Below are 26395 nucleotides of genomic sequence, written 5' to 3' on the forward strand. Positions count from 1 at the left end.
AATAAGAACGGGTCTTTCTATAACCCTATGGTTCGCGACGTAATGTCATTGGCATTGCGTCGCTTTGGTTTTTCCCAACCAGGAATGGAGCCCAAAATGAAACAAGCAGCTCTAATGATGGCGGTATTGGCAAGCTTGGCCGGCGGCGCGCAGGCGGAATCGAAGCAGCCGGACCCGCTGTTGCGTCAGGCGGCGGCCAACGCCTTGCAGCCCTTGTTGCCGCTGGCCAAGGGGGAGGCGCTGGATATGCTGGTGGAGGTCAACCGCGACAGCGAGGACGGACGCTGGGTGCTGGGGTCGGTAACCCAGCCCCTGCCGACGATGACCACGATCGCGGCGATGGATCATGTGCCGGTGTCCAAGCTGTTCCTGGCGCGCCGGGACGCGCAAGGCTGGACGCTGGAGCTGGAAGGCAGCCCGGGTTTCGCGGCGATGTTGACCCAGGTGCCGGCGAACTGGCTCAGCGCGGACGAGCGCCGCGCCTGGGGCAGTCAGTCGGTCCGGCCGGGACAGCCGTTCGCGCCCAACGCCACCGGCCTGGGGCTGCCGTGGCGTCAGGGCGCGGCTTGGCGCATGACCGGCGGCCCGCACGGCTACAGCGGCGAAAGTCAGCCTTACGATTCCATCGATTTCGCCGGCGGAGACGGCAGGGTGCTCGCGCCGCAGGCAGGGGTGATCTACAAGAGCTGCGTGCGCGGCGGTAGCGGCTTGGTCAAGCTGGTGCACGACAACGGCTTCTCGTCCACTTACTACCATATGATCAATCTGAACACGCTGGCGGACGGTACGCGGGTCAATCCGGGCGCTTATCTGGGCACCATCGGCAATGGCCTGCCTTGCGGCGGCAGCACCACCGGCCCGCACGTGCATTTTTCCTTGTTGTATCAGGGCCGGGCCGAGCCGGTGAACGGCAAGCTGTTCGGCGGCTGGCAGTTCTTCGCCGGCAACCGCGCTTACCAAGGGTACGCTTTGCGCAACGGAACGCGGGTCAATGTAGGCGGCCTGCTGAACAACTACGGCGGCGGCGCGCCCGCGGGCGCCAGCGGGGTGGCGACGCCGGCGCAGGGCGAGGGGAGGGTGAATCTGCGTAGCGCGCCCAGCCTGAGCGCCGGCGTCACCGGCACGGTCAATCGCGGAGAGAGCGTCGCTTTGCAGTGCCATGTGCGCGCCGAAGCGGTGGAGGGCGTATGGGGCCGCACCGATGTGTGGAACCGCACCCGCGGAGGCGATTGGATCAGCGACGGCTTCCTCGACACAGGCAGCAACGGACCGGTGGTGCCGCTGTGCGCGTCGGCCAGCCGGCCCTGGTGAGCAATTAATACACGCCGTTGAAACGCAGGCCGGCGGGCATGGGCTCGCCGGCCTGGAAGGCGGCGACGGCGGCGCCCAGCTCTTCGGCCAAGTCGGCCCGCTGGGCGTTGACCGGCACAAGGTCCAGGCTGCGCATCCAGGTCAGCTGGCGCTTGGCCAACTGGCGGGTAGCGGCGACGCCCTTGTCGATGAAGGTTTGCCCATCGCCGGCGCCGTCCAGATATTCCCAGGCCTGGCGATAGCCGACGCAACGCATCGACGGCAGCTCCAGCGTCAGCGCCGGATAATCGGCGCGCAGGCGCCGCACTTCGGCCAGGAAATCTTGTTCCAGCATCAGTTCGAAGCGTTGTGCGATGCGTTGGTGCAGCCAGCCGCGTTCCGCAGGCACCAGACCCAGCGACAGCAGGCGGAAATCCGCCGCGGCTTCCTTGCCGCGAGCCAGCAAGCGCGACATCGGCTCGCCGCTGAGCAGGCAGACTTCCAGCGCGCGGTGGATGCGTTGCGAATCATTGGGATTGAGGCGGGCGGCGGTGTCCGGGTCCAGTTGCGCCAGACGCGCGTGCATCGCCGGCCAGCCGGCTTGCGCGGCGTCGGCGTCCAATTGCGCGCGCAGCGCGGCGTCGGCGCGAGGCAGGTCGGACAAGCCTTCCAGCAAGGCCTTGTAGTAAAGCATGGTGCCGCCCACCAGCAAGGGCAGCCGCCCGCGGGCGTTGATCTCGCGGATCAGCCTGTTGGCGTCGGCGTGGAACTGAGCGGCGGAATAGCTTTGCAGCGGGCTGATGATGTCGATCAGGTGATGCGGACATTGCGCCATTTCCGCCGCGCTGGGCTTGGCGGTACCGATGTCCATGTCGCGATAGACCAGCGCGGAGTCCACGCTGATGATCTCCACCGGAAAATGTCGAGCCAACTCCAGCGCCAAGCCGGTTTTTCCGGAGGCGGTGGGGCCCATCAGCAGGATGGCGTGCGGAATGTCGTTCATGAGCGGGTCTTGCGGTTCAATCGGCGGATTGTCGCATAAGTGGATCATGGGCGGACAGCGCCGCCCATGACTCAGAATCTGTTTACGATCTGCTGCGCGTCGTGAGGCGCCCCACGGTGAGTACGGCTTCGAAATGCTCATATACCACGCGTACATTCCGCTTTCCCGGCCGTTGTCGCCTTGTCTCGCCCTGCTCGCAGATCGTCAACACGCTCTCAAGAGCCGGATTCTGGCGCCGGCAGTGCCCGGCGGCGGCTGGCGCGCCACCAGCCGCCCAGGGTGATGAGGAACCACATGCACTGGTTGACGAAGGACGCCAGGTTGAAGTGGTTGGACAGCGAAACCAGGATACAGACCGGACCCAGCAGATTCAGGACGAAATAGCGAAGGTCCGATGTGCGCAAGCCGAATAGCTGGCTGCCCAAGTAAGCGCCCAGATAGCTGATGACGCCGATCAGGCCGATAAGGTCGTACATGGCGAAGCTCCTGGGAAAACGGCTATAGGGGAAGCGCTTGCGCATCGTCCGTCGCGGAGGCTTGCTCGCGGGCGGCCTGGTAGAACGGCGCGTTCGAGCGCGGCAACGGCGGCAATTGGCGGATCTGATCGGCGATCTTCTCCGCCATCATGATGGTGGGCGCGTTCAGATTGCCGGTGACGATGCGCGGCATGATGGACGCGTCCACCACGCGCAGGCCGGACAAGCCGTGCACGCGGCCCTGATGGTCGACCACAGACGCCGGGTCGTCGGCGCTGCCCATCTTGCAGGTGCCGGACGGATGCAGCGCGGTTTCGGCGTGGGTTTTGACGAAGTGATCGATTTCGCTGTCGCTGCTTACCCGCGCGCCGGGTTGGATTTCCCGGCCGCGGAAGGCGGAAAGCGCGCGTTGGCCGATGATCTCGCGCGTGAGCCGCACCGCGGCGCGGAACTCCCGCCAGTCGGTGTCGTGGGCCATGTAATTGAATTGAAGTTGAGGAGGGTCGCGCGGGTCGCGGCTGGCCAGTTTGACGTGGCCGATGCTGGGCGAGCGCATTGAGCCGACGTGGCATTGGAAACCGTGCATCTTGACAGCGTGGCTGCCGTCGTAATTCACCGCCAGCGGCAAGAAATGGTATTGCAGATTGGGGAAGGCGAAGCCCTCGTCGCTGCGGATGAAGCCGCCGGCTTCGAAGTGATTGCTTGCGCCCAGGCCGCTGCCGTTCAGATACCACTGGGCGCCGATGCGGGCCTTGTTCCACCAGCTCAGCGACGGGTACAGCGACACCGGCTTCAGACATTCATACTGAAGATACATTTCCAGGTGGTCCTGCAAGTTGGCGCCGACCCCGGGCAGGTGGGCGACCACGGCGATGTCGTGGCGGCCGAGCTCGGCGGCGTCGCCGACGCCGGAGCGCAGCAGTAGCTGCGGCGAGGCGATCGCGCCGTTGCAGACGATGACTTCGCGCAAGGCGCGGGCGCGTTGGCTGCGCTCGCCCTGCAGATATTGCACCCCGACGGCGCGCGCGCCGTCGAACAAGACGCGGTCCGCCAGCGCACGGGTTTTCACCGAAAGGTTGGCGCGGTCGCGGGCGGCGTCCAGATAGGCCAGAGACACGCTGCAGCGCCGTCCCTGTGCGGTGGTGGTGCGGTCCATCGGGCCGAAGCCCTCCTGGCGGTAACCGTTGAGGTCGTCGGTGCGGTGGTGGCCGGCTTGCTCGCCGGCCTCGATGAAGGCTTCGAACAGAGGGCTGATGCCGGCCTTGGGCGTGGTCACGTGAAGCGGCCCATCGCCGCCGTGATAGTCGTTGGCGCCTTTGTCATAGGTTTCCGCCTTGCGGAAATAAGGCAGGCAATCGGCGTAGCTCCAGTCGCCAAGACCCGGCAGCTCGGCCCAGCCCTGATAATCCAGCGCATTGCCGCGGATATAGACCATGCCGTTGATCAGAGAGGAGCCGCCCAGCCCCTTGCCGCGCGCCTGGGCCATGCGCCGTCCGCCCATATGCGGCTCCGGCTCGGTCATATAGGCCCAGTTATAGGTGGTGCCTTGCAAGGGATAAGCCAGCGCCGCCGGCATTTGGGTACGCCAGTCCAGCCGCCAATCCGGGCCGCCCGCCTCCAGCAACAGCACGCTGACGTCGCTGTCCTCGCTCAGCCGCGCCGCCAGCACGCCGCCGGCGGAGCCGGCGCCGACGATAATGTAGTCGTATTCCTGAGTGGTGCTCATCTTGATTCTCCTCGGACGTGAACGAAGGCGGGGGCCGGGCGATGGGAGGTTCAAGCGCCGAACCACCCCATGGGCTTGGGCGCCAGATTGATGTAGCTGTGCTTCAGCTCGGTGTATTCGTCCAGGCCGATGCGCGAAAGCTCGCGGCCTATGCCGCTGGATTTGAAGCCGCCCCACGGCGCTTCCGGGAAGTAGGGGTGGTAGTCGTTGACCCAAACCGTGCCGAAGCGCAGCGCGCGGCTCATGCGGTTGGCGCGCGCCAGGTCTTGGGTCCACACCGCCGCCGCCAGGCCGTAAGGGGTGTTGTTGGCCAGCCGCAGCGCCTCGGTCTCGTCGCGGAAGCGCTCCACGGTGATGACCGGGCCGAAGATCTCTTCCTTGGCGATGAGCATGTCCGCGTGGACGTCGACCAGCAGCGTGGGTTGCAGCCAGTAGCCCTTGCGGTAGCGCTCGCCGTCCGGACGGCCTCCCCCATAGACCAGGCGGGCGCCTTCTTTCACGCCTGCGGCGATCAGACTCAGGATCTTGTCGTGTTGTTGGGACGACTGCACTGGTCCCATTTGCGTGTCCGGCTGCTGGCCCGGGCCGACGACGATGCGCGGCAGCCGTTCCGCCAGCCGCTTCACGAAGTCGTCGTGAATCTCGTCTTGCAGCAGCAGCCGCGAACCGGCCGAGCAGACCTGGCCGGCGTGAAAGAAGGCGGCATTCAGCGCGTAGTCGACGGCGGCGTCCAGATCGGCGTCGGCGCAGACGATGTTGGGGTTCTTGCCGCCCAGCTCCAGAGCGATGCGTTTGAAGTTGCCGCTGGCGGCGCGCATGATGCTGGCCCCCGCCTGGGCGCCGCCGGTGAAGGACAGCAGGTCGACATCGGCATGCTCCGCCAATTCGGCCCCTACCTCGGAACTGCCGCTGACCAGGTTGAACACGCCGGGAGGCAAGTCCAGCTCGGCCAGCAACTGAGTGAAGCGCCAGCTGCTGAGCGGGGTCAGACTGCTGGGCTTGAGCACCACGCAATTGCCGGCGCCCAGGGCCGGCGCGATCTTCCAGGCCGCTTGCAGCAAGGGGTAGTTCCAGGGAGTGATCAGGCCGCAGACGCCCGCCGGCTCGTGCAAGGTTCGGCTGATCACGTGCTCAGGAGCGGAATTGACCTGGCCGCTTTCGGTGGCCACCAGGCCAGCGAAATAACGGAAGGTGGCGGCGATGTCGCCCATGTCGGTGCGGCTCTCGCTTAAGGTCTTGCCGGTGTTCAGCGTCTCCAAGGCGGCGAGGCTTTCGCTCTCGCGTTCCACCCGTTGGGCGATGTCCAGCAGCAGACGGCTGCGTTGTCGCTGAGTGCTGGAGCGCCAGGGGCCGTGATCGAAAGCCGCGCGCGCTGCGGCGATGGCGGCCCGGGCGTCGGCACGGCCGCCGTCCGCGGCGGCGGCGATCACGCTTTCATCGCAGGGGTTGAGAATCGGACGGGTTTGCCTATTGGCGGCGTCGCGCCATTGGCCATCGATGAAGAGCTGGGTTGAGATCATGGCAGCCTCGCACAGAATGTAAAATTAACTATTGGTAAATTAATTTACCTTTGGTTTAATTGTAGTGTCGATTAGCCATGGACTGCAATCCAGATCCGGCTATGGCGGCGATGGCTTGATTTGCTTTGGCTATATCGCTCGTGTTCCCGCCAGGGGGGAGGCCCGTTGAGGTTTGGCTGCGCCGGATTCTTTAGTCCGCTTCGGGATTTTTCTAGCCTGGGTTAACATGGCGGGTCGACAGCCGTAGGCTGTGGCGCGCGCGCATCGCCGCGTCCCGTTCGCATTCAATTACCCAGGAGGCGCGGCCCGCCGCCGCTACCAGTTCCGTGTCGTCAAATCAACTCAGTCAAGCCGCAGTTCCCGCTGGGGATGAAACCTTCGCCGTTCGTCTGAAAGACGTGCTGGGACGCAAGCGCGTCATGCTCAAACAAGTGGCGGAAGCCCTGGGCGTGTCGTCCGCGGCCGTTCACAAATGGACACGCGGGGGGGAGATCGAATACCGCAAGTTGCGGGTGTTAGCGGACTTTCTAGGCGTGAACTGGATATGGCTGCGCTACGGCGAACAAGCGGTGCTGGATCTCGCCACGGCGGCAACGACGGACGCGCAATTGACGGAGATCCGTCGCAAGCATCTGGCCGAGATCATGGAAAGCGAAGCGCGGATGAAGTTTGCGCAGGAGGTGTCCGGCATTGTGACTTGGGAATGGAACATCCTGAGCGATGCGGTGGCCTATTCCGCCAACGCGGAACAGCTGTTCGGCCGCCCCGTCCGCGAGCTGACGGATTTCTGGCTAGCCCTGGAGCCGGCCGACGCGCCAGCGCTGCGCGCCAAACTGGAGACATGCTTAAGTTCCGGCCTTGCTTACGAGGCGGAGTTCCGCGTGCGCTGGCCGACGGGCGAAACGCGCTGGATCGCCTCGCGCGCCACTTGCGTGCCGGACGCGGACCGCCGGCCGGTCAAGATGATAGGCGTCAGCTTCGACATCACCCAGCGTTGCCAGGCCGAGCAGGCGCTGCGCCAGAACCAGGCCATTCTGGACAAGGCGCAGTCCATTGCTCATCTGGGAAGCTGGTTTTGGGACGTGCGCAACGACGACTGTATCTGGTCGGACGAGGCCTACCGGATTTTCGGCTGGCAACCGCAGGCCTTCAAAGTAACGATGGAGCGCTACTTCGCCGCGATGGCGCCGGAGGACAGGGGGCGCATTGATCAGGCCATCCGACGGGCGATAGACGAGCGCCAACCCTATTGCGTGGAGTACAGCATCTTACTGCCTGACGGCCGTCGCCGACATATCCACGAAGAGGGCGAGGTCTTGTACGGGGAAGGGCGGGCGGAGGCGATGATAGGCGCTACCCAAGACGTGACCGACACCCGACAGGCCGCGCTGGCCTACAGCGAGAGCGAGGAGCGCTTTCGGGAGATTTTCGAACAGGCGGCGCTGGGGTTGGCGCATCTGGGCCTGGACGGACGTTGGCTCAAGGTGAACCGGCGCTTGGCCGAGATGGCCGGTTATCCGCCGCAGGAGATGGAGGGGATGAGCTTTCAGCAACTGACCCATCCCGAGGATCTGGAAGACAATCTATTGAGGTTGGATAGGCTGCTGAGCGGGGAGGTGGCCAGTTTTTCGCTGGAGAAGCGTTTGCTGCGCAAACAGGGCGGCCATGTCTGGGTGAATGTCAGCGTCTCGCTGAGCCGTCATCCCGTGAGCGGCGAGCCATGGCATTTGATTGCCGTAGTGGAGGAGGCGGCCGAGCGCCGCGCCGCCCGCCGCGCGCTGGAGGAGGCCCGGCTCCGTAGCGAGCTGGCGCTGCAGTCCATAGCCATGGCCAGCTGGGAGTGGGACCTTGCCGCCGGGCGCTTGCGCTTGTCGCCGCAGGCCGCGCGGCTGTTGTTCGGCGAAGCCTTGGAGGAGGCCCCCGAACAGCGTTTTCTGGATGGCTTGCGCATCGTGTCGAGGCAGGGCTGGTTGGACAGCCTGGAAGGGATATTCAATATGTCCAGCCGCGCGCAGCTGGATGTGCTATGGCATGCCGAGGGCGGCAAAACCTTGCCGCTGGTGTTGTCCTTGGCGGCGGAGCGGGGAAGCGACGGCGTGGTGGATCGCTTGATCGGAGCCCTGGGGCCGCGCTGATTCCTGCGGTTTGCCAAGGGGGATACGGAGCCCGCCGCTTGTCGGCGGGCTTTTTTGCGCCCGCTTTGCGGTCACATATTGGCGACGGCATTTTGATTTACTGTTGGTAAAAAAATTAACTTATGGTAATTTTTGTGCCTCGTCTGGCAAGGCAGATGGATAGAGTCTTGTTGCGTTTCAACCCAGAGTAGGCGCCGCAGAGTGTGTGGGCGGCGTCCGATAACCGGAGCTGACGCGCTATGAACAGCATCCACAGACAGCAGTATCTCCGCCGCCGGACCCGCTGGGGCTATGGCTGGGCGCTTTGTGCGGCGGTATTGTGGGGCGCATGGTATGTGCCGGGCGCCGCGGTGTGGCACGAGGCGCCGCTGGCCGGGCTGGCGCAAGGGCGGCCCGAACCGTTTTTGATGGCGGCCGCGGTGTTGACGGCTTTTCACGCTTGCCTGGTGGCGGCGTTTCAATTGTTATGGCTGGCGGCCTTGGGCAAGCTGGCCGACTTCTTTCGCACGCTATGGCGTTTCGGCGGCATTTCCAAGTGGTATTTCCTCGCGGCGGTATTGGGCGGTTTGATGGCCAATTTCGGCTCCTACCTGGCGATGGGCTATGTGGGCGCGGTGTTCGCCGCAGTGGCTGGCCTGTTGTACCCGGTGGTGGGCGCGGCGCTGGCGCGCCTGTGGTATCACGAGCGGATAGGCCGCCGCGCGGCACTGGGCATCGCGGTGATCGTGCTGGGAGGGGCGGCGATTTACGCGCCGGGCCTGTCAGGCGACCTGGCCGGAGAGGGCGCCGCGCGCTGGCTGGGCTATCTGGGCGGCGCGCTGGCCGCGCTGGGCTGGGGGCTGGAGGGCGCCATCGTTGGACGGGCGATGGATGTGACCGATCCCGATTGCGGGGTGGCGATCCGTTATCTGGCAGAGGCGCTGTATTGGGTGTTGCTGATTTTGCCGGCGTTGGCCTGGTTGACCCCTTTGCCGGTGTATTCGCTGGCCGGCGAGCTATGGTCGTGGCGGCCTATGCTCTATTTGGCGGTGGGCGGTCTCAGTTTCGCTTTCTGCGCGGTGGCCTGGTACAAATCCTTTCCCTTGATCGGTGTTGGGCGCGGCCAGGCAATCGGCGCTTTCTACGCGCTGTTCGCGACGCTGTTCACTGCGGCGTTTACCTTGAACTTTCCCGAGTGGCATTTTCTGATTGGCCTGGCCTTGGTGATTCTGGGCGGCTTCGTCATGGTGTCGGACAGTGAGCGCCATCCGGGCGCGGTGCGCAATGTGGAGGAGGGGGCATGAAGGTGCATATCAAAGGTTTCATTCTGCAAACCCTGGCCGGGCAACCGGGTTTGTGGGATGTGGAGCTGGCCCGGCGCATCTGCTGGGAGTACCACAAACCGGATGATGCTTATTGTTTGGGCATGGTACGGGCCTGCCTGGCGGATTTGAGCGCCAGCGGCCTGGTGGTGGCGCTGTGCGAGCGCTGGCAAGAAGAGGGGGCGCGTCTGCTGTTCAACTATCGCGTCAGCGATTTTGGGCTGGAGCGCATGCGCCAGACCGGTTTGGCTTGAGAACCTGTTAGCTACCGCGCGGGTAACGGCGAGACAAGGTGTGAATGGCTAAGAGTCTGTTCATCATCTGCTGCGCTTCGTGAGGCGCTGCGCGGTGAGCGCAAGCTCAAAATGCACTCGACCATTCCGCTTTTCGCTCGTTTTCGCCTTGTCTCGCTCTGGCTCGCGAGACTTTGAACGGGTTCTGAGGCGGCGGCATGGCGATGAGGCATTAGCCTTTCGAAGGCGCTGCAACGTCGTATCTTCACGGAGCGACAGATTTATGAACAGGCTTTAAAGGGAGATATATGTCTGGTTATTGGGGCTATGAAGGCGCATCGACCTTGGCGATGATCATGATCGTGGGCTTGAGCCTGGCGGCTTTGTTCGTCGCCAGGCGTTATGTGCGGACGCTGTAGTCTTGGAGCCTGTTCAAAGTCTGCTGCGCTTCGTGAAGCGTCGCACAGTGAGTACAAGCTCAAAATGCTCATGTACCCCTCGACCATTCCGCTTTTTCGCTTGTTTTCGCCTTGTCTTGCTTTTGCTCGCGAGACTGTGATTGGGTTCTTACAGCTGCGCGGCGTAGGCCTCCAACTGTGCCAGCACGCTTTGCGCCTGTTCGTTTAGCTCGCCGGCGCGGGCCTCCGCCAGTTCTTGACGGAATTGCTGAAAATCACGACCGGGGCCGCCGTTAAGCTTGGCTTGGCGCCATGTCTGCCAGCGCTGTTGCTCCTCGCCGGACAGGGAACGCGGGAAGTTGCGCGCGCGGTAACGGAACAAGAGTTCGGCCAGTTGCGGGTCCTCGAAGAAAGCCATTTCACCGGCGAGCTGGTCGGCCGACATGCGGCGCAGCTTGGTCAGCACTTTGCGGTCGTTATTTGAAACGAATCCGCCGTAGAGGTTCTCGTCGACGTCGCGGGGCTCGCCTGACTCGCGCTTATAGACTTTTCTCCAGACCGGGGTCAGGTCCGGCAAGGCGCCGGCGTCGTCGGCGTGCCGCTGGACTTGCTCCATGTCCAGGCCCCAATGCGCGGCGCGTTCCGGGCTCAGCACCTTGAGATTGGCGACCACGAAGGGCGATTTATTGATATGCACGGTTTTGAGCGGCAGGCGCTGCACGCCTTCGGGCAAGTCTTCGCTGCGGGTGTACAAGCGTTCGCGGATGGCGTCCGGCCCCAGGCCTTGCAGTTCGCGGGGGTCGTGGGACAAGTCCCAGACGATGACCTCGTTGGCGTTGTACGGGTGGGCCGCCAGCGGCCAGACCACGGCCATATTGCCGCGCTCCGCGCCGTACATGCCGGAAACGTGCAGCACGGGCTTGGGGGCGTGAAGGCTGAGCTGAACCTTGACCGCGTCTTTTTTGCGCAGCGACAGGTAGAAGTCGAACAGCTTGGGCTGATGCTGTTTGATCAGGCGCGCCAGCGCAATGGTGGCGCGCACATCGGAGAGCGCATCGTGGGCGGCTTCGTGGGCCAGGCCGTTGGCGGCGCTTAGATGTTCCAGTTTGAAGCTGGGACGTCCGTCTTCGTGTTGCGGCCATTGAATGCCGTTCGGGCGCAGCGCGAAGGTGGCGCGCACCAGGTCCAGCAGATCCCAGCGGCCGCATTGGTTCTGCCATTCGCGCGCGTAGGGGTCCATCAGATTGCGCCAGAACAGAAAGCGGGTGACTTCGTCGTCGAAGCGGATTGAGTTGTAACCAACTCCAATCGTGCCCGGCGTCGCCAGTTCGCGTTCGATCACGCCGGCGAATTCGTGCTCGGCCACGCCATGCTGCAAGCACCACTGCGGGGTGATGCCGGTCAGCAGGCAGGCCACCGGAGACGGCAGGTAATCGGGCGCCGGCCGGGCGTAGAGCATGACCGGCTCGCCGATTTCATTGAGATCGGCGTCGGTGCGGATGCCGGCGAACTGCGACGGGCGGTCCTGGCGGGGCACGGCGCCGAAGGTTTCGTAATCGTGCCAAAAGAAGCTGTGATTGGACATGGCGGCAACAATGCGGTGAAGTTGGCCGCATTGTCGCATCCATAGGGGCGGCGGGGCCAGCCGCGCCGTTCTCGTGCGTCCGCGGCGCTCAATCCATCCATGAGGGTTTGCGTGTTTCCAGCATGGCCTGGATGCCTTCGCGGCCCTCTTCGCTCAGGCGGACGGAGACTATGCGCTGGATGCAGATTTCCATGCTGTCTTCCCCCACGCCCAGGCCTGCGATGTCGGCCAGCAAGCGTTTGGCTTCCAGCATGGCCGCCGGGCCGTTGATCAGCAGATGGTTGATCAGGAAGTCCACCGCCATGTCCAGCTCATCACTTTCCACCACTTGGTGCACCAGTCCCAGGCGCTTGGCCTTGCCGGCGTTGAAGCGCTCTGCGGTCATGAAGTAACGGCGCGTTGATCTCTCTCCGATGGCGCGGACCATATAGGGCGCCACCAGCGCGGGGATGACCCCCAGTTTGACTTCGGAAAAGCTGAACAGCGCTTCCGAGCTGGCGATGGACACGTCGCAGCAGGCGACCAGCCCTGCGCCCAGGCCGAAGGCGGATCCCTGAATTTTGGCGATGGTGGGCTTGGGCAAGGTGTCCAGCGTGCGCAGCAGCTTGGCCAGAAGGCGGGCGTGGCGTTCCAGCTCTTCGCGTCCGAAACCGGCCATCCGCCGCATCCAGTCGATATCGTGTCCGGCGGAAAAGCTGATGCCGCTGCCGGTCAATACCACGGCGCGCACGCTCGGGTCTTCGGCCAGGGTTTCCAGCATCGCGGTCAGCAGGCCGACGGTGTTGTCGTCCAGCGCGTTCAGCAGCTCGGCGCGGTTGAGGGTGATGGTGGCGATTCCCTTTGGATCAACGGCAAGCAAAACGGACTCGACGGTCATTCGGTTCTCCTTGTTCTGACGATGGGCGTTTTAGCTGTGGCCAAAACGGATAATGCTGCGGACAAAGGCGTCCGCGGCCTCGATATGCAATACATGGCCGGCGCCCGGCAGGATTTCCAGCTGCGCGCCAGGCAGGCGTTCGCGCAGCAATTCGGCCTGATACAAGGGCGTCAGGCGGTCTTCGTCGCCAACCAGTATATGGCAGGGCATGGCCAGCTCGTGCAGCCAGGTGCGCGCGTCGTGCTCGGTGACGCCGGCGATCAGCCGGATGACCGCGTCCCAGTCCACCATGCCGGCAATCAACTTCATATCGTCCAGCATGGCGGCGTTGCTGGCGAGAAAACGGCTGGAAAACAGCCAGGGGACGCTGACCGCGTAGCGCAAGTCCAGCCCGCCGCTTTGATTGGCCGCGATCCAGCTGTCGCTGATGTGATTGTTGACGCTGTCGGCCCAAGCCAGCGTGGCGGCCAACAGCAGGCGCGACACGCGGTTGGGATGACGGTGCGCGAAGTGCTGCGCCACCATGCCGCCGTAAGACAAGCCGGTGAGATAGACCTCGGCAATGCCCAAATGATTCAACAGACCGGCGGCGAGGTCGGCTTGTTCGCCGAGCGGATATTTGTCGCCGCCGGGGTGGTCGCTTTGGCCCTGGCCGAGAAAATCGAAGCGCAACAGCTGGAAATGCGGCTCCAATTGAGGCTGGAGCAGAGCCCAGGCTGCGGTGGACATGGTGATGCCATTGAATAGCACCAGCACTTGGGCGCCCTGCCCGCTGAGTTCGTAATAGACATTGTGTCCTGAGATTTCGGCATAGGGCATGGCGTTTTTCCTTTGGTCAGGCGTTGGGCGACGTCAACATGCATGCTTCATTCTAGAGCGCGCCGGCGCTTGCGGGGCAATTTGCTGGCGGCGCGGGCTCAGGAAGACGGGCCGGCGCAACGCCGGCATTTACGCGGGCGGTTCCCAAGCGTTGGATAAGGGTAAAGTGTTTGACGAATTAAACAATAACGATCATGCCGCGTTTGCCGGCCATCTTGATCGCGCCCGCCGGATTGGCGCGCCCTGCTGATCTGTCCGGGTGAGGCGCGCGCGCCACAGCGGAGATAATTTTTCGAGAGTGTTTGCACTAGATGTTGTCAAATTTATTAAACGTGGCATAGGCTTCTGTTCAAGACTAAAACGACAAAGGCGCTTGCTATCGTCGCGGCCGTCCGGCCGCGGCAGCTATCGGCGCCGCACAGAGGAGACATCATGTTGGCAACGGACACGGCGGTGGCGGCATGGCCACGCGCTCTCGCGGCGGGGCCGCCGGCCGGCGCGGAAAGCCGGACGGACTCTTGACCCCATGCGCGCCAGCCCCGGCCGGCGCGATCATCAAGCAAGGCATTCGATTGCCGCCGCGCCGCCTCGAAACGAGGGCCGCGCGGCGGACGCAGCAGGCCCGCGCCGCTGCGGAACTGCAATAGAGGGAACGACTCAATGACGCAAGCTGTTGCCGCCAAACCGGCCCAAGCCGCTTTTTCCGCCCACAACGCCCAAGCCGCCGAGGCGCAGACCGACGCAGACAAGGCTTATCTGCGCATTGCCGGCGTGCTGAAAAAGTTCGGCGATCATGTCGCGGTGGATCATGTCGATCTGGATATCCGCAGAAATGAAATTTTCGCCTTGCTCGGCAGCTCCGGCTGCGGCAAGTCCACGCTGTTGCGCATGTTGGCGGGGATGGAGACGCCGACTTCGGGCCGCATCATCCTCGACGGGGAAGACATGCAGGGCCTGCAGCCGTACGAGCGGCCGGTGAACATGATGTTCCAGAGCTACGCGCTGTTTCCGCATATGACGGTGGAGCAGAACGTGGCCTTTGGTTTGAAGCAGGATAAGGTGTCCCGGGACGAGATCGCCGAGCGGGTGGGCAAGATGCTGGACCTGGTGCAGATGCGCAAGTACGCCAACCGCAAGCCGCATCAGTTGTCGGGCGGTCAGCAGCAACGCGTGGCGCTTGCGCGCAGCCTGGTCAAGCGCCCCAAGCTGCTGCTGCTGGACGAGCCCTTGGGCGCTCTGGACAAGAAACTCCGCCAACAGACCCAACTGGAACTGGTCAACACCATCGAACAGGTGGGGGTGACCTGCATCATGGTGACTCATGATCAGGAAGAGGCGATGACCATGGCCAGCCGCATCGGCATCATGAGCGAGGGCTCTTTGTTGCAAGTGGGCACGCCGTCTGAAATTTACGATTACCCCAACTGTCGCTTCACCGCGGAGTTCATTGGCGAGAGTAATATTTTCGAGGGCGCGGTGGTGGTGGACGAGCCGGACCTGGTGGAAATCCGCTCGCCGGAGCTGGGCGGGGACATCCGCATCGATCACGGGATTACCGGCCCCAAGGGCATGCGTGTTTGGGCCAGCATTCGCCCGGAAGATGTGCGGCTGGACATCAAACCGCTGCCGGCGGGGCCTAATGTCGCAGCCGGCGTGGTGGAGGACATTGCCTATCTGGGCAGTTATTCCATCTATCACGTGAAACTGGCCAGCGGCAAGGTCGTCAAATCGGTGGTGCCGTCTTCGCGCTGGTATGACGCGGGCGAAACCGCGCCAACCTGGGGCGACGCGGTGTTCGTCAGCTGGCGGCAGGATGTTCCAGTGGTTTTGACCCGGTAAGAACTGCCCGCAAGCGGATGCCCGCGGCCGGGTATCCGCTTTTTTCATCTTCCATCGCGAAAGGGAAGGCTTTGACGCATTTGTCCATCCCTTGTCCTGCCGCCGCATCATTTGTCTTCATGAGAGGTTTCCATGCTCCGTTTTGCCCATCAAGCCCATGCGCCATCCTATTACGCCGCCACCGCTCAACCTTGGGAGCCCAGGGCGGCGTTGCAAGGCGCGGTCGACTGCGATGTCTGTGTGGTGGGCGGCGGGTTGGCGGGTTTGTCGGCGGCGTTGAACCTGCGGGAGCGAGGATTTTCCGTCGTGTTGTTGGAAGGCGCGCAGATAGGCTTTGGCGCTTCCGGGCGCAACGGCGGACAGGTGATTTCCGGGTTCGCCTGCGGCATTGACACGTTGCGCGCGCAGTTGGGCGACAGCCTGGCAAAGCAGATGTGGAATATGTCGGTGGAGGCGGTGGAGATCATTGAGCAGCGGGTGAGTCAGCACCGTATCGACTGCGATTGGCGACGCGGCTATGTCAGCGTGGCGGTCAAGCCGCGGCATATGCAGGAATTGGAGGACTGGCAGCGCGAGGCGGCGCAGACCTATGACTACAGCGGCATGCAGCTGTGGGATAAGGCCGAACTCAGAACGCGGCTAGCCAGCGAGCGCTATCAGGGAGGCCTTTACGATCCGCGCTCGGGCCATCTGCATCCCTTGAACTATGCGCTGGGGCTGGCCCGAGCCGCGCGCGAGGCGGGCGTCGCCATTTACGAGCAAAGCCCGGCATTACGCCTGAGCCGCGGCGCGCGGCCGCAAGTGGCGACTGAGCAGGGCGTGGTCAATTGCACCCAGGTGGTGTTGGCTTGCAACTCCTATATTGGCGCGCTGGTGCCGGAATTGGAGCGGCGGATCATGCCGGCCGGCACCTATGTAATTGCCACCGAACCCTTGGGCAAGGAGCGGGCCGAGGCTCTGATCGCCAACGACATGGCGGTGTGCGACACCAATTTCGTGCTGGATTACTATCGCTTGTCCTCCGACCACCGTTTGTTGTTCGGCGGGAAGGTCAGCTATTCCGGACGCGAGCCAAGCAATCTGGCCGCAGGCATGCGCAGCGACATGTTGCGGGTGTTCCCGCAACTGGCAGACGTCAAGATCGACTACGCTTGGGGCGGATTCTGCGATATCACGGCAAACCGCGCCCCTGATTTTGGACGCTTGGACGGTAATATCTATTACCTTCAGGGTTTTTCCGGACACGGCGTCAACATCACCGGTTTGGCCGGCAAGGTGGTGGCGGAGGCGGTGGCCGGCGACGCTTCGCGCTTCGACCTGTTCGCCAAGATTCGTCATAATCACTTTCCCGGCGGCCGCTGGTTGCGCACGCCGGCTTTGGTGCTGGGCATGGCTTACTTCCGGATGCGGGATTATTTATGAACCGGCGCTGACGCGTTGCGGATCATGGGCAGCCTTCGCGCTGCCTTTTTGCTTTTCAGGAGGGGTCCAGATAATCGTAGCCGCCCCAATCCAGCGCGTAGGCGGTATGGTTGTCCGCGGTGCGGATGGGTTTGAGCAAGCCGTTTTGCTCCATGTAGACTAGATGCTCGTGAACGTCGTCCGCGCTGTATTCGCCGCCGGATTCGCGAGAGAGCGCTAGAAACAGTTTGTGTTCGTCCAGGTACTGGATGTGCATGGTCTGCAGCAGGCGCAGCGTGCGGAAAATCAAGGTTTCGTTGCGGGTCATGACAGCGGATATTTTATTTTTATGACTATTCATTTATCTGACACTTTAGTTTGGCGCGTCAAGAAATATGACATTATTGTTTCAAGGGACGGGCATGACGACAGAACGGCCTGACTCGCCTTGCATCGCTGTGTGTTCCACCGCAGTGGGCGACGATATCTGCCGCGGCTGCGCGCGCAGCTTCGATGAAATCTCGAATTGGTGTTTTATGGACGCGGAGGAGCGGGAACGGGTCTGGTTGCAACTGCCGCTGCGCCAGCGAGGGTTGAAGATCGCCGCGGTCTTCACTTGCCTGCCGGAGCTTCACCAAGTTGAGGACGGCGAGTGGATGAGCGTGCGTTGCCTGTCCTTATGGTTCCGCATGGATGGAGACTGCCTGTTTTGGCGAGAGAGGGAAGGTGCGGTTTGCCAGCGGGATTGCGCCGGCTGGAGCCCGGCGCAGGTTGCCGCCTTCCTGAGAGAGCAGGCAGGGGCTGAGCATCACTAGGAGGAGAGATGGCGCAGGACAGTTCTTTGACCGAGTTTTGGGATGTGCGTTATCGCGATGGCGTGACCCCTTGGGAGGGCGCGCAAACCAGTCCGGAGGCCTTGGCGTTTTTTCAGCGTCAGCCGGCTAGCCGAATCCTGCTCCCAGGCTGCGGCAGCGCCGGAGATTTACCCTTGTTGCTGGACTGCGGCCATCAGGTGTTGGCCATCGATTTCAGCGAGCAGGCCGTGGCGATCGCGCGCGCGCAATGGCCGCAGGCGGCCGCTCATATCCAGCAGGCGGATTTTTTCGCCGTCGAGCACGAGCCGCCTTTCGACGCGGTGTTTGAGCGTGCCTTTCTCTGCGCGCTGCCGCCCCGCCGGCATACACGCTATGCGGAGCACATGGCTCGTTTGCTGCGCCCCGGCGGCGCGCTGGCGGGCGTGTTCTTCATCGCGGACACCCCGCGCGGCCCGCCGTTCGGCCTGAGCATGTCGGCCTTGAGCGCTTTGCTGGAGCCGGCTTTCGCGTTGGAGAGCTGTCAGCCGCAGGAGGACGGCGTGCCGGTATTTGGCGGTCAGGAGTTCTGGATGGTGTGGAGAAGGCAACACGGAAGCGAAGATTTGTAATACATTGGCATTGCCTATTTGATGATAATCAATAGTCCGCCAACTATTCCAAAAACAAGGCCGCCATCGCTTAGGATGGCTGACTGAAGTCAATAAACAACAATAATTCTAGATAACAGCGGCAATCGGGTCCAAAGCGCCGGATGGCGCGGGGCCTGAATCAGGCGCTGAACAGGATTGCGGAGCAAGAGGAGAAGTCATGCAGTGGTTCTGGCGCGTGTATACCCTGGTGGAAAAGACTTTCTGGGATACGTTGACCAAGAAATTGTGCAGTTTCTTTTTTATCAGCCTGTTTCAGTTGGGCATGGTGGCTTATGTTTATTATGTTCTGGAAGACATTCGGAGCCTGCTGAAAGGGCAAGTCGCTTCGCCCCAAGTGTTGGCGGGCATCGAGTCCAGCATAGACGGAGCCCTGTTTTGGACGATGGCGTTGTGGATGGTCAGCTTCGTCTTCATTGCCTTTATGGTCTGGTATCTTCGTTTTTTGATTGTCCGGCCTCTAAAAATGATTATCCGGATTTTCAATGAAATAGGCGCCGGCGAGGGCGACCTGTCCAGAGACATTCCCACCATCACCCACGATGAAATCCGCGAACTGTCGCTGTCGTATAACCGTTTTCTGCTGAAAATGCGCGAAATCATCAGCAATGTGCGGTTGATGACGGTGCGGATCGCGATGGATTCGGCGCGCACCCGAAAGAATGTGGTTGAGTCGCTGGAGGGGGCGCGCAAACAGGATCAGTTGGCGACACAAGTCCGGGCCGCCAGTGATCAGAGCACCGAGGGCGTGGGCCAGGTCACGGAGCAGACCCAGGCCATTTCATCCACCACCCTGGCCAACCTGGACGTGGCGCGGGAGTCCTACGCCGAGCTCAAGTCCGTGGCTGAGAGCATTTACGGCATTAATCAGAAGGTGGGCCATTTCAACCACACTGTGGATGATTTGAGCCAGCGCTCGTCCAGCATCAAGACCATTGTGGATCTGATCAAGGATGTGTCGGACCAGACCAATCTGTTGGCTTTGAACGCGGCGATCGAAGCGGCGCGGGCCGGCGAGAGCGGACGCGGTTTCGCCGTGGTGGCCGATGAAGTGCGCAAGCTGGCGGAGCGAGTCAAAAAAGCGACGGACGAGATTTCGCATAATATCGACGATATGCTGGGGCTGGTGTCGGAAACCCAGGTGGAAACCGCCCAGATCACCGAGGACACCAAGTCTGCTCGCGAAATCGTCTCCAAGGCGTCGGAGCATTTCAGCAAGATGATGGGAGACTTTGAAACAACGGCGAATAGTCTCAGTCAGATCGCCGCCACCATGTCGGAGTTCGTCGCCTCTAATGGACAGGTCAATCTCCATGTGGCGGAAATTCACGAGCTAGGTCATCAAGTGACGGACCGCCTGAACCATACGGAAGAGTCGGCCACCAAGCTGTCCGGCGCTGCGGAGCAGGTGCAGCAGTTAGTGGCGCGCTTCATTTTGGGCGAGGGCGAGTTCGACCAGATCATGCAGACGGCCCGGGGGGCGCGGGATGAGTTGCAAGCCATCATGACTGCGCAGCTGGCCGCGGGCGTACCGCTGTTCGATCAAAACTACCAGCCCATCGCTGGCGCCAAGCCTGCCAAGTTCCGCACACAGTACGATGCCAAGCTGGAAAAGCTGATGCAGCCAGTGTACGACCGCGCCGCCAAGTCCGTGCCCGGCGGCGTGTTCTGTCTGGCGGTGGATACCAATGGCTACGCGCCGACTCACAATAGTTGGTATAGCCAGCCCTTGAGCGGGGATCCGGCCAAGGACTTGATCAATAGCCGAGACAAGCGCAAGTTTGCCGACGTCGCCGGCCTGCGCGCGGCTCGCAGCACACAATCCTTCCTGTTGCAGACGTACACCCGCGATACTGGAGAAGTGTTGTCGGAGGTGGTGCTGCCCATCATGCTGTCAGGCAAGCATTGGGGCGGCTTCCGACTGGGCTTCAACCCGGAGGAACTGCTGGAGTCGCTTGGACGCGGAGTTGGCCGGAACTGATATGTTGCCGGCTGGAAGCAAAACAAAACGGAGGCCGCGGCCTCCGTTTTATTTTGAGCTGTGCTTCAAATCTGCAGCGGGGTCAGTAGAGTGACGACGCCCAGGCCGGCAAACAGCAGCGCGGCAATGGTGTGCACCATTTTTTGCGGTAACTTCTTCGCGGCCACCTCGCCCAAGAGCACCGCTGGCACATTGGCCAGCATCATGCCCAAAGTAGTGCCGGCCACCACCAGCAGCAAGGCGTCGGGAAAGCGCGCGGACAGGGCTACGGTGGCCAACTGCGTCTTATCGCCCATTTCCGCGATAAAGAAAGCGATACAGGTGGTGCCGAACACGCCAAACCGCTCCAGGAGCCGGCTATCTTCATCCAGCTTGTCCGGAATCAGCATCCAGCCCGCCATGGCGAGAAAGGAAAGACCCAGCCCCCAACGCATGAGATCCGGTCCAATCTTGCTCATTAGCCAGTGACCTACCGCTGCGGCGGCGAAATGATTGAACAAAGTAGCGACGAAGATGCCGAGAACGATGGGAACCGGCTTACGGTAGCGGCCGGCCAGCATCAGGGCGAGCAATTGAGTTTTATCGCCGATTTCAGCCAGGGCGACGATTCCGGTGGAAATGAGAAAGGCTTCCATGAAGACTCCGGGGGCTGCGCATGCGCCATGACAAGCCCGCGCCGCAGCCCCGCATTGCGCAGACATGTCATGGGTCTTGCCAAACGGAAGTTTTCGTCGCATGCACCATGGCCGTGACGGCCAAGCCTGTTGATGCATGCCGGCGCTGAAAATCGCGCCGAGGCTACTCCCCCAGAACCAGCAAATTCTAAATCAGTTGGCGTATCAGGGCAATCGGAGCGCTTTGAACCTGTTCACGATCCGCCACGCGTTGTGGAGCGTTACACGGTGAGTACGTCTTCGAAATACTCATGTGCCGTGTGTACGCTCCGCTTTCTCAGCCTGTTTCGCCTTGTCTCGCTCTTACTCGCGAGACTTTGGGCAGGCGCTTAGAGTTGAGATGTGCACTGAGGGCAGCGAGAAGCCTTTTCCGGAATATTGGATGCGCAGAACGGGCACTCTTTGGTGGCGGGAGCCGGCGCGGCGGCGGCAGGCTCCTCGCGCTTCAGCCGATTGATGGCCTTGACCAGCATGAAAATAGCGAAGGCCACTATGGTGAAGCTGACCATGGCGTTGATGAACAGGCCGATATTCAGCGTGACGGCGCCGGCTTGCTTGGCCGCGGCCACCGACACATAAGGTCCAAGCTGCTTGCTGCCCTCTTTTAGTACGAAGAACATATTGGAGAAATCGACATTGCCGACCAGCAGGCCGATGGGGGGCATGATCACATCGTCGACCAGCGATTTGACGATGGCGCCGAAGGCACCGCCGATAACCACGCCGACCGCCAAGTCGATGACATTGCCTTTCATGGCAAATTCTTTGAATTCTTTGATAATGGACATGGTTAACCTCTGTTTAAATAGCGTTAAGCATTATAAGGTATTCAATTGCCGGCGCTCCACCTCAAGCGCATTCTCAAGCAAGCGAACGTGGACGAACGGGCAGGCTGCCAAGTAGAGCCCCGCCAAGAATCAGCACGATGGCGGTTATTGCAATAGCGTTCAATTGCCCTTGGCCGGTGCTTATCAGCAGCAGGGTGGACAGCAAGGGCGTGGCATAGGACAAGGAGCCAATCTGTCTGGGGTCGCCCTCCTTCAGCGCGCGGTCCCATAGGAAGAAGGCGCCGCCCATCGGGCCGATTCCCAGCAGGATCAAGGCCAACCATTGACCAGCGCTGGGGGCGACGTTGGGTTCGAACAGGGCGTGGCATAGTAGGGAAAGCAAGCCGGACAGCAGGCAGAACCCGCCGACCGCGCTATTGGGGAAGCTGGGCAGCCTGCGCGTCAGCAGGCTAAAAGTCGACCACACAACGGCGGCGCCGATGGCCAGCAGATAACCGACAAGATAGTTGCTGGACAAGGCGAGCTTGCCTCCGCTGACAATCAGCGCCGCTCCGCTGAAACCCAGCGCGCCGGCCAGAATGTGACGGCCGTGCAGTATGGTGCCGGGAACCAGGATGGGCGCGAGCATCACGATCAACAAGGGCCATAGATAGTTTAGCAGATTGGCTTCCATGGCCGGCGCGTGCCGAAATGCGAAGAACAGCAAGAAATGGTAGCCGAACAAGCCATAGATTCCGACCAGTAAGGTGCGCGGCGGCACTTTCCAGTCGCGGCAATGGCGGATACTGAGCAGGCTGCCGATCAACAGGCAGACGCCAACCACGAAAAATGGGGGAAGCGAGCGGGTTTGGGTGCCAAGCGTGGCCAGCGAAGCCCATAGCAAGATAGCGCCGCCGGCAAAAGCAATCGGTTTGGAAATCATTATTATTCCAATGGGGAAGGTGGGCCGATTGTAAAACGGAAGCGGAAATGGAAAAAGCCACAATCCGGCGATTGTGGCTTTTGGAAACTTGGCTCCCCGAGCAGGGCTCGAACCTGCGACCTGCGGATTAACAGTCCGTCGCTCTACCAACTGAGCTATCAGGGATCATCATTCAGTAATGCTGTCTTGTTTTGGCTCCCCGAGCAGGGCTCGAACCTGCGACCTGCGGATTAACAGTCCGTCGCTCTACCAACTGAGCTATCAGGGAATGGAAAACAAGCAATTCTCAAACAGGGCCGTAATGGCTCCCCGAGCAGGGCTCGAACCTGCGACCTGCGGATTAACAGTCCGTCGCTCTACCAACTGAGCTATCAGGGATTTGAGTGAGGGCGAACTATAGCTTCAGCCTGTCGGGCTGTCAACACTTGCGCGGCTGAAAATCGCTTGGGCCCGCCAAGCGGCGCGAAGGCGGGGCATGCGCCGGCAATTCATCGCTGGCGAAGGGGGGCTGCGGCGCGTTAAAATTTCGTTTGTTGACCATGCGGGAATAGCCGCGTTTTTGAGGTGGGTTAAATGAATCTGGACGGGAAGCTCACGCTGGATGCGCGCGCGCAGCGGGCAAATAAAGATGCGGTGGAAATGAATGTTCATCTGCGGCAGTTGGACTCATTGCGCGCCGGCGTCGCAATATCGATTTTGGATAAGCACAAAGTCATCCAGGTGACGGGAGAGGACGCAGAGGCCTTTTTACAAGGGCAGCTTTCTAGCGATGTGCGTGAGTTGTCGGATGAAAACCGCGCTCAGTACAGCAGTTACTCTACGGCCAAAGGACGGATGCTGGCCAGTTTTCTGGTTTGGCGTTGCGATGGAACTTATTACCTGGCGGTATCTGCGGATTTGGCCGATTACGTGGCCAAGCGCTTGAGCATGTTTGTGCTGCGCTCCAAGGTGAAGGTATCGATTGCGGATAACCTGACCTTGATAGGCCTTGCGGGCAAGGCGGCCTTGGCGGCGCTGACGATCGAGTCCGCATTGGCCTCAACACCGGGGCCGCGAGAGATGGTTCGGGTTGAGCCGGGCCTGTTGATAGGCTTGCCCGGGACAGGTTGGGTGCTGGTTGTGGACGAGGCAGGCGCAGAGTGGGTGGGGGAAAAGCTGACGGACGACGCCAGCCTGATTTCTTCCGGTGTTTGGGAATGGCGGGATATCGACGCGGGTATTCCTTGGGTCCATCTGACGACTCAGGAGCAATTTGTGCCGCAGATGGCGAATATGGAGTTGATTGGAGGGGTGAGCTTTAAGAAAGGCTGCTACCCGGGGCAGGAAATCGTCGCCAGATCGCAGTATTTGGGAAAATTGAAGCGTCGTTTGTTCAAAGTAGCATTTAAACAGCCGCTTGCCATCGGCGCTAAACTCTATAGCCCATCTGTAGCGGGTCAGTCGATTGGCATGTTGTCGGCGGTTTGCCAAGTGGCTCCGGAACAATATGAAGGTTTGGCGGTTGTTCAATTTCAAGCTTGGGAAGAGGGTATTTATGCTGACGAGGCCTATACAATAAGGCTTCAGCAACTGGACCTGCCCTATTCCTTGAATGAGGGGCTTGAGAATTAATTGATAATTTCTGTTTTGTTTCCTTGACTTGAGTAGAAAGGCTTGGCTACATTATCATCTGTAATGCACCACTACTCTTACAATATATTTGGGAACATGCTAATGGAACTGTCGAAATTGGATTTTACCCAGCTGGTGGCTCTGCGCGCCGATGTCGAAGCTGAAATCAAGCGCCGCGAAAGCGAAGAAAAGTCCAAAGCCAAGAAACAAATCATTGAGCTTGCTCGCGCTTACGGCCTGAGCGTTGAAGAAGTACTGGGCAAAACCGGCGGCGTGCGCAAGCCGGTGGAAGCCAAGTACCGTCACCCGGTTAGCCCGGAACTGACCTGGACCGGTCGCGGCCGCAAGCCGGTGTGGGTACAAGAGTGGATCTCCAGCGGCAAAGCGCTGGAAGCTCTGGCTATCTAAGCAAACAGCAGGTTTGCAATGAATTTCAAAAGCGCCTGTCATGGGCGCTTTTTCTTTATCTGACGGCCAGCGGTCCAGCTTGAGGCTTGCTATAAATGGATGTAGCGTTCAAGCTGTTTCGTGTAGTGATTGAAATGTGCTGACATTGTCTTGAGAGTGGGCGGCTATGCTGGATTTTTTTTCAAGAGGGGCTAAAGGTCGCTCCGATCCTTTGGCTAGCGCGGAAGCGGCCAGGGAGTTTGTGGCGGCTTTGAAGAAGGAACACGGTGCGGCCGCGCATGAGCGCGTGGTGGCATTGCTGTCGCCATTGGAGTTGGATTGGCACAATATTTCAGTGGATCGCGTCGAAGCGCTGCTAGCGCTCAACCAAGAGACGGAATCGCTACATGAAAACCTCTGCGCGCAATACTTGCTGAATACGCGCATGCCCAAAGCGCTGGAAGCGCAGCTCAGAAGCCAGATACTGGCGTACGGAAAATGCTTTATAGATAGCTATCAGCATGTGCTGACTGTCGACGCCGACTCGGTTGAGGGTGCCAAAGTGCTGACCCTATTGCCCATCGTGCTGGCGCGAATGATGTTCTATCTTGGAGAGCATGCGCGCTGGCACTGGATCCGGAGCTTTAATCCGGAGGAGGCTTTTTGGCTGGGAGTAAACCAACTCTATTGGTTTGCAGAGCACCATGGTTGCGATTCCGTGCCGGTGTTTTTATTCGGAGATGGCCAGCCGGCGACCACGGTTCAGGATCAATTTCTCATCTTGCATATGCTCGCTGTGTTGTCCGGGGGCAATCTTAGCGCCAGACAGTTGCATTTTGCCTATCAACTGCTGCAGGTTTTGAGTAACCGCATGTCTTTGACGCGTGTATGCGCGGAATATTCGAGTTTTGCGGTCTCTTTAAAAGGACCTCATCCCGCGGCGAGAGTGACAGGCGGTTTGGTGGATGAGGCCGCCCGCTATTGGGGTACGACGGACTTGGTCGAGATTCTGCACGGCTGGAGCATTGTGCTGGATGCCGGCAGAGTGCCGCCCGAAATCAAAAGAATGATGGAACCGGGTATCGACGCCAATACCCTGCGCGCTTTGATGCGTGAGTGGTCTCCCCAGCAAATGCGTTTCGAGAGAGCTGAACGAGTGCCTGTTTCCGGCCAGAGCATAGAAGTGGCGTATCGCCTGCCTGTGCTGCACCGTTTGATTCGGAGTGTGGACGAGGCCAAGCAAACGGGCTCGCTGGAAGAGGGCAACTTCGATGACGCTGCCAATATCCGTATTTACGGCTTCGTTACCACGAGGAAGCGGGACAAGGGGGCTCCCATCCCTGGGCTCGCCTCGGCTGGGGAGGCCGTTTCTCCGCCGGCCAAAGAGGAGTTTTCGCGTTGGGAGGTAGATAATGTCAGCCAAACCGGGCTTGGCGTTACCCTTGGCGCGATGGGGAATGAATGGGTGGGCTTGGGCGCGCTGATTGGCTTTCGCGAGAAGTCGGTGGATGGTTGGAGCCTGGGCGTGGTGCGTCGAGTGAAGCGGAACTCTGCGGATCAGATCTATCTGGGAGTTGAAACCCTGAGCCGAAGACCCGTGGCGGCTTCGTTGCGGCCAACCGATGTGAGATTGATCGATCCGACGCTGCCGCCTGAGCAAGTTTGGCTGGCAGGGCATATCGCCTTGTTCGTGCCTTGTCAGCGTTCGGGCAAGGTGGTCAACGCTTTGCTGCTGCCGCTCTCCTTATATGTATTGGGCAAAGAGTTCTACATGACGGCCAAGGGTAAGCATTTTCAGCTTTCCTTAGGCAAGGTAATGGATAAGGGCAGCGATTGGTGTCTGAGCGAGGTGGAGCTGGTCCAGGCTTTGGAAAGACTGCCGGTTTTGCCGTGACTTCCATCATTTAGGATGGAGTCGAACACGGGTCGAAGCTAAGCTTTGGCCCGTTTTTCATGGATAGTCGGGT

The 26395-nt window shown here is 61.0% G+C and carries 23 protein-coding genes, 3 tRNA genes and 1 riboswitch; of the genes, 12 read left to right on the forward strand and 14 right to left on the reverse strand.

The window, feature by feature from the left end; translation table 11 throughout:
• Nucleotides 1–96: 96 nt before the first annotated feature.
• On the forward strand, nt 97–1311 hold the full coding sequence (locus ACUXV1_RS08355; protein WP_446014910.1) for a peptidoglycan DD-metalloendopeptidase family protein: 1215 nt from the start codon (nt 97–99) through the stop codon (nt 1309–1311).
• 4 nt (nt 1312–1315) lie between these two features.
• Here ACUXV1_RS08355 and miaA read toward each other — a convergent pair whose 3' ends face one another.
• The 4 genes from miaA to ACUXV1_RS08375 form a co-directional block, all read right to left on the reverse strand.
• A complete protein-coding gene (gene miaA, locus ACUXV1_RS08360) occupies nt 1316–2293 on the reverse strand; it encodes a tRNA (adenosine(37)-N6)-dimethylallyltransferase MiaA (protein ID WP_446014911.1) in 978 nt (325 codons plus the stop codon).
• A 215-nt stretch (nt 2294–2508) separates the two neighbouring features.
• A complete protein-coding gene (locus ACUXV1_RS08365; RefSeq protein ID WP_019103463.1) occupies nt 2509–2769 on the reverse strand; it encodes a CBU_0592 family membrane protein in 261 nt (86 codons plus the stop codon).
• A 22-nt stretch (nt 2770–2791) separates the two neighbouring features.
• Nucleotides 2792–4495 (reverse strand): choline dehydrogenase, encoded by a 1704-nt coding sequence (gene betA, locus ACUXV1_RS08370; RefSeq protein ID WP_446014912.1) that lies wholly within the window; start codon nt 4493–4495, stop codon nt 2792–2794.
• Between the two features lie 50 nt (nt 4496–4545).
• On the reverse strand, nt 4546–6015 hold the full coding sequence (locus ACUXV1_RS08375) for an aldehyde dehydrogenase family protein (RefSeq protein WP_446014913.1): 1470 nt from the start codon (nt 6013–6015) through the stop codon (nt 4546–4548).
• A 419-nt stretch (nt 6016–6434) separates the two neighbouring features.
• Here ACUXV1_RS08375 and ACUXV1_RS08380 point away from each other — a divergent pair, with 419 nt between their 5' ends.
• The 3 genes from ACUXV1_RS08380 to ACUXV1_RS08390 all read left to right on the forward strand — a co-directional run bounded on the left by ACUXV1_RS08380 (nt 6435) and on the right by ACUXV1_RS08390 (nt 9705).
• Complete coding sequence (locus ACUXV1_RS08380; protein ID WP_446014915.1) at nt 6435–8150, forward strand: PAS domain-containing protein; 1716 nt, start codon at nt 6435–6437, stop codon at nt 8148–8150.
• A 239-nt stretch (nt 8151–8389) separates the two neighbouring features.
• Nucleotides 8390–9433 carry a DMT family transporter gene (locus ACUXV1_RS08385; protein WP_052370442.1) on the forward strand — a complete coding sequence of 348 codons (1044 nt, stop codon included), beginning with the start codon at nt 8390–8392 and terminating at the stop codon, nt 9431–9433.
• Nucleotides 9430–9705: a hypothetical protein gene (locus tag ACUXV1_RS08390; RefSeq protein WP_043635805.1), complete on the forward strand. Its 276-nt coding sequence runs from the start codon at nt 9430–9432 to the stop codon at nt 9703–9705. Before ACUXV1_RS08385 ends, ACUXV1_RS08390 begins: the two co-directional genes overlap by 4 nt.
• A 546-nt stretch (nt 9706–10251) precedes the next feature.
• Here ACUXV1_RS08390 and sbcB read toward each other — a convergent pair.
• From sbcB to ACUXV1_RS08405, 3 genes are all read right to left on the reverse strand, one after another.
• Nucleotides 10252–11667: an exodeoxyribonuclease I gene (gene sbcB / locus ACUXV1_RS08395; RefSeq protein WP_081554227.1), complete on the reverse strand. Its 1416-nt coding sequence runs from the start codon at nt 11665–11667 to the stop codon at nt 10252–10254.
• Nucleotides 11668–11755: 88 nt separating this feature from the next.
• On the reverse strand, nt 11756–12544 hold the full coding sequence (locus ACUXV1_RS08400) for an enoyl-CoA hydratase-related protein (RefSeq protein ID WP_043635796.1): 789 nt from the start codon (nt 12542–12544) through the stop codon (nt 11756–11758).
• 30 nt (nt 12545–12574) lie between these two features.
• Complete coding sequence (locus tag ACUXV1_RS08405) at nt 12575–13363, reverse strand: alpha/beta fold hydrolase (RefSeq protein ID WP_337883242.1); 789 nt, start codon at nt 13361–13363, stop codon at nt 12575–12577.
• Between the two features lie 660 nt (nt 13364–14023).
• Between ACUXV1_RS08405 and ACUXV1_RS08410 the strand changes: the two genes are divergently transcribed.
• Entirely contained in the window at nt 14024–15202 is a 1179-nt protein-coding gene (locus ACUXV1_RS08410) for an ABC transporter ATP-binding protein (protein WP_114153014.1), read from the forward strand.
• A gap of 132 nt (nt 15203–15334) precedes the next feature.
• Nucleotides 15335–16624 carry an NAD(P)/FAD-dependent oxidoreductase gene (locus ACUXV1_RS08415; protein WP_446014916.1) on the forward strand — a complete coding sequence of 430 codons (1290 nt, stop codon included), beginning with the start codon at nt 15335–15337 and terminating at the stop codon, nt 16622–16624.
• Nucleotides 16625–16679: 55 nt separating this feature from the next.
• Here the strand turns inward: ACUXV1_RS08415 and ACUXV1_RS08420 are convergent, their stop codons facing one another.
• Nucleotides 16680–16931, reverse strand: coding sequence for a hypothetical protein (locus ACUXV1_RS08420; RefSeq protein ID WP_019104139.1), 252 nt, complete (start codon nt 16929–16931; stop codon nt 16680–16682).
• Nucleotides 16932–17025: 94 nt separating this feature from the next.
• On the opposite strand from ACUXV1_RS08420, the gene ACUXV1_RS08425 reads away from it, so the two are divergent.
• The 3 genes from ACUXV1_RS08425 to ACUXV1_RS08435 all read left to right on the forward strand — a co-directional run bounded on the left by ACUXV1_RS08425 (nt 17026) and on the right by ACUXV1_RS08435 (nt 20046).
• Complete coding sequence (locus tag ACUXV1_RS08425) at nt 17026–17418, forward strand: DUF1289 domain-containing protein (protein ID WP_446014918.1); 393 nt, start codon at nt 17026–17028, stop codon at nt 17416–17418.
• A gap of 8 nt (nt 17419–17426) precedes the next feature.
• Nucleotides 17427–18026 (forward strand): methyltransferase domain-containing protein, encoded by a 600-nt coding sequence (locus ACUXV1_RS08430; RefSeq protein ID WP_446014919.1) that lies wholly within the window; start codon nt 17427–17429, stop codon nt 18024–18026.
• A gap of 199 nt (nt 18027–18225) precedes the next feature.
• Nucleotides 18226–20046, forward strand: coding sequence for a methyl-accepting chemotaxis protein (locus ACUXV1_RS08435; RefSeq protein WP_337883239.1), 1821 nt, complete (start codon nt 18226–18228; stop codon nt 20044–20046).
• Between the two features lie 65 nt (nt 20047–20111).
• Here ACUXV1_RS08435 and ACUXV1_RS08440 read toward each other — a convergent pair whose 3' ends face one another.
• From ACUXV1_RS08440 to ACUXV1_RS08465, 6 genes are all read right to left on the reverse strand, one after another.
• Nucleotides 20112–20681: a TMEM165/GDT1 family protein gene (locus tag ACUXV1_RS08440; RefSeq protein ID WP_081554220.1), complete on the reverse strand. Its 570-nt coding sequence runs from the start codon at nt 20679–20681 to the stop codon at nt 20112–20114.
• A 1-nt stretch (nt 20682) separates the two neighbouring features.
• Nucleotides 20683–20865: riboswitch (yybP-ykoY riboswitch) on the reverse strand.
• A gap of 184 nt (nt 20866–21049) precedes the next feature.
• Nucleotides 21050–21508 carry a large conductance mechanosensitive channel protein MscL gene (mscL, locus tag ACUXV1_RS08445; protein WP_019104144.1) on the reverse strand — a complete coding sequence of 153 codons (459 nt, stop codon included), beginning with the start codon at nt 21506–21508 and terminating at the stop codon, nt 21050–21052.
• 73 nt (nt 21509–21581) lie between these two features.
• Nucleotides 21582–22430 (reverse strand): DMT family transporter, encoded by an 849-nt coding sequence (locus tag ACUXV1_RS08450; protein ID WP_043635760.1) that lies wholly within the window; start codon nt 22428–22430, stop codon nt 21582–21584.
• 89 nt (nt 22431–22519) lie between these two features.
• Nucleotides 22520–22595, reverse strand: a tRNA-Asn gene (locus ACUXV1_RS08455).
• 27 nt (nt 22596–22622) lie between these two features.
• Nucleotides 22623–22698 (reverse strand) — tRNA-Asn (locus ACUXV1_RS08460).
• A 34-nt stretch (nt 22699–22732) separates the two neighbouring features.
• Nucleotides 22733–22808 (reverse strand) — tRNA-Asn (locus tag ACUXV1_RS08465).
• Between the two features lie 195 nt (nt 22809–23003).
• On the opposite strand from ACUXV1_RS08465, the gene ygfZ reads away from it, so the two are divergent.
• From ygfZ to ACUXV1_RS08480, 3 genes are all read left to right on the forward strand, one after another.
• Nucleotides 23004–24041, forward strand: a complete 1038-nt coding sequence (gene ygfZ, locus ACUXV1_RS08470) for a CAF17-like 4Fe-4S cluster assembly/insertion protein YgfZ (RefSeq protein WP_446014921.1) — start codon at nt 23004–23006, stop codon at nt 24039–24041.
• Nucleotides 24042–24143: 102 nt separating this feature from the next.
• Nucleotides 24144–24449, forward strand: a complete 306-nt coding sequence (locus tag ACUXV1_RS08475; RefSeq protein WP_019103433.1) for an H-NS histone family protein — start codon at nt 24144–24146, stop codon at nt 24447–24449.
• A 166-nt stretch (nt 24450–24615) separates the two neighbouring features.
• Nucleotides 24616–26322 (forward strand): hypothetical protein, encoded by a 1707-nt coding sequence (locus tag ACUXV1_RS08480; protein WP_446014923.1) that lies wholly within the window; start codon nt 24616–24618, stop codon nt 26320–26322.
• Nucleotides 26323–26395: the final 73 nt, after the last annotated feature.

This window comes from Chromobacterium sp. W521 (assembly GCF_052805975.1).

What these genes read in the sequence shown, in the direction of transcription:
- ACUXV1_RS08380 (WP_446014915.1), top strand. Translation starts at nt 6,435, where the DNA reads ATGCTCAAACAAGTGGCGGAAGCCCTGGGCGTGTCGTCCGCGGCCGTT.
- sbcB (WP_081554227.1), bottom strand. Translation starts at nt 11,667, where the DNA reads ATGTCCAATCACAGCTTCTTTTGGCACGATTACGAAACCTTCGGCGCC.
- ACUXV1_RS08440 (WP_081554220.1), bottom strand. Translation starts at nt 20,681, where the DNA reads ATGGAAGCCTTTCTCATTTCCACCGGAATCGTCGCCCTGGCTGAAATC.
- mscL (WP_019104144.1), bottom strand. Translation starts at nt 21,508, where the DNA reads ATGTCCATTATCAAAGAATTCAAAGAATTTGCCATGAAAGGCAATGTC.
- ACUXV1_RS08420 (WP_019104139.1), bottom strand. Translation starts at nt 16,931, where the DNA reads ATGACCCGCAACGAAACCTTGATTTTCCGCACGCTGCGCCTGCTGCAG.
- ACUXV1_RS08400 (WP_043635796.1), bottom strand. Translation starts at nt 12,544, where the DNA reads ATGACCGTCGAGTCCGTTTTGCTTGCCGTTGATCCAAAGGGAATCGCC.
- ygfZ (WP_446014921.1), top strand. Translation starts at nt 23,004, where the DNA reads ATGAATCTGGACGGGAAGCTCACGCTGGATGCGCGCGCGCAGCGGGCA.
- ACUXV1_RS08355 (WP_446014910.1), top strand. Translation starts at nt 97, where the DNA reads ATGAAACAAGCAGCTCTAATGATGGCGGTATTGGCAAGCTTGGCCGGC.
- ACUXV1_RS08450 (WP_043635760.1), bottom strand. Translation starts at nt 22,430, where the DNA reads ATGATTTCCAAACCGATTGCTTTTGCCGGCGGCGCTATCTTGCTATGG.
- betA (WP_446014912.1), bottom strand. Translation starts at nt 4,495, where the DNA reads ATGAGCACCACTCAGGAATACGACTACATTATCGTCGGCGCCGGCTCC.
- ACUXV1_RS08475 (WP_019103433.1), top strand. Translation starts at nt 24,144, where the DNA reads ATGGAACTGTCGAAATTGGATTTTACCCAGCTGGTGGCTCTGCGCGCC.
- ACUXV1_RS08385 (WP_052370442.1), top strand. Translation starts at nt 8,390, where the DNA reads ATGAACAGCATCCACAGACAGCAGTATCTCCGCCGCCGGACCCGCTGG.
- ACUXV1_RS08405 (WP_337883242.1), bottom strand. Translation starts at nt 13,363, where the DNA reads ATGCCCTATGCCGAAATCTCAGGACACAATGTCTATTACGAACTCAGC.
- miaA (WP_446014911.1), bottom strand. Translation starts at nt 2,293, where the DNA reads ATGAACGACATTCCGCACGCCATCCTGCTGATGGGCCCCACCGCCTCC.
- ACUXV1_RS08415 (WP_446014916.1), top strand. Translation starts at nt 15,335, where the DNA reads ATGCTCCGTTTTGCCCATCAAGCCCATGCGCCATCCTATTACGCCGCC.
- ACUXV1_RS08390 (WP_043635805.1), top strand. Translation starts at nt 9,430, where the DNA reads ATGAAGGTGCATATCAAAGGTTTCATTCTGCAAACCCTGGCCGGGCAA.
- ACUXV1_RS08430 (WP_446014919.1), top strand. Translation starts at nt 17,427, where the DNA reads ATGGCGCAGGACAGTTCTTTGACCGAGTTTTGGGATGTGCGTTATCGC.
- ACUXV1_RS08410 (WP_114153014.1), top strand. Translation starts at nt 14,024, where the DNA reads ATGACGCAAGCTGTTGCCGCCAAACCGGCCCAAGCCGCTTTTTCCGCC.
- ACUXV1_RS08435 (WP_337883239.1), top strand. Translation starts at nt 18,226, where the DNA reads ATGCAGTGGTTCTGGCGCGTGTATACCCTGGTGGAAAAGACTTTCTGG.
- ACUXV1_RS08375 (WP_446014913.1), bottom strand. Translation starts at nt 6,015, where the DNA reads ATGATCTCAACCCAGCTCTTCATCGATGGCCAATGGCGCGACGCCGCC.
- ACUXV1_RS08365 (WP_019103463.1), bottom strand. Translation starts at nt 2,769, where the DNA reads ATGTACGACCTTATCGGCCTGATCGGCGTCATCAGCTATCTGGGCGCT.
- ACUXV1_RS08480 (WP_446014923.1), top strand. Translation starts at nt 24,616, where the DNA reads ATGCTGGATTTTTTTTCAAGAGGGGCTAAAGGTCGCTCCGATCCTTTG.
- ACUXV1_RS08425 (WP_446014918.1), top strand. Translation starts at nt 17,026, where the DNA reads ATGACGACAGAACGGCCTGACTCGCCTTGCATCGCTGTGTGTTCCACC.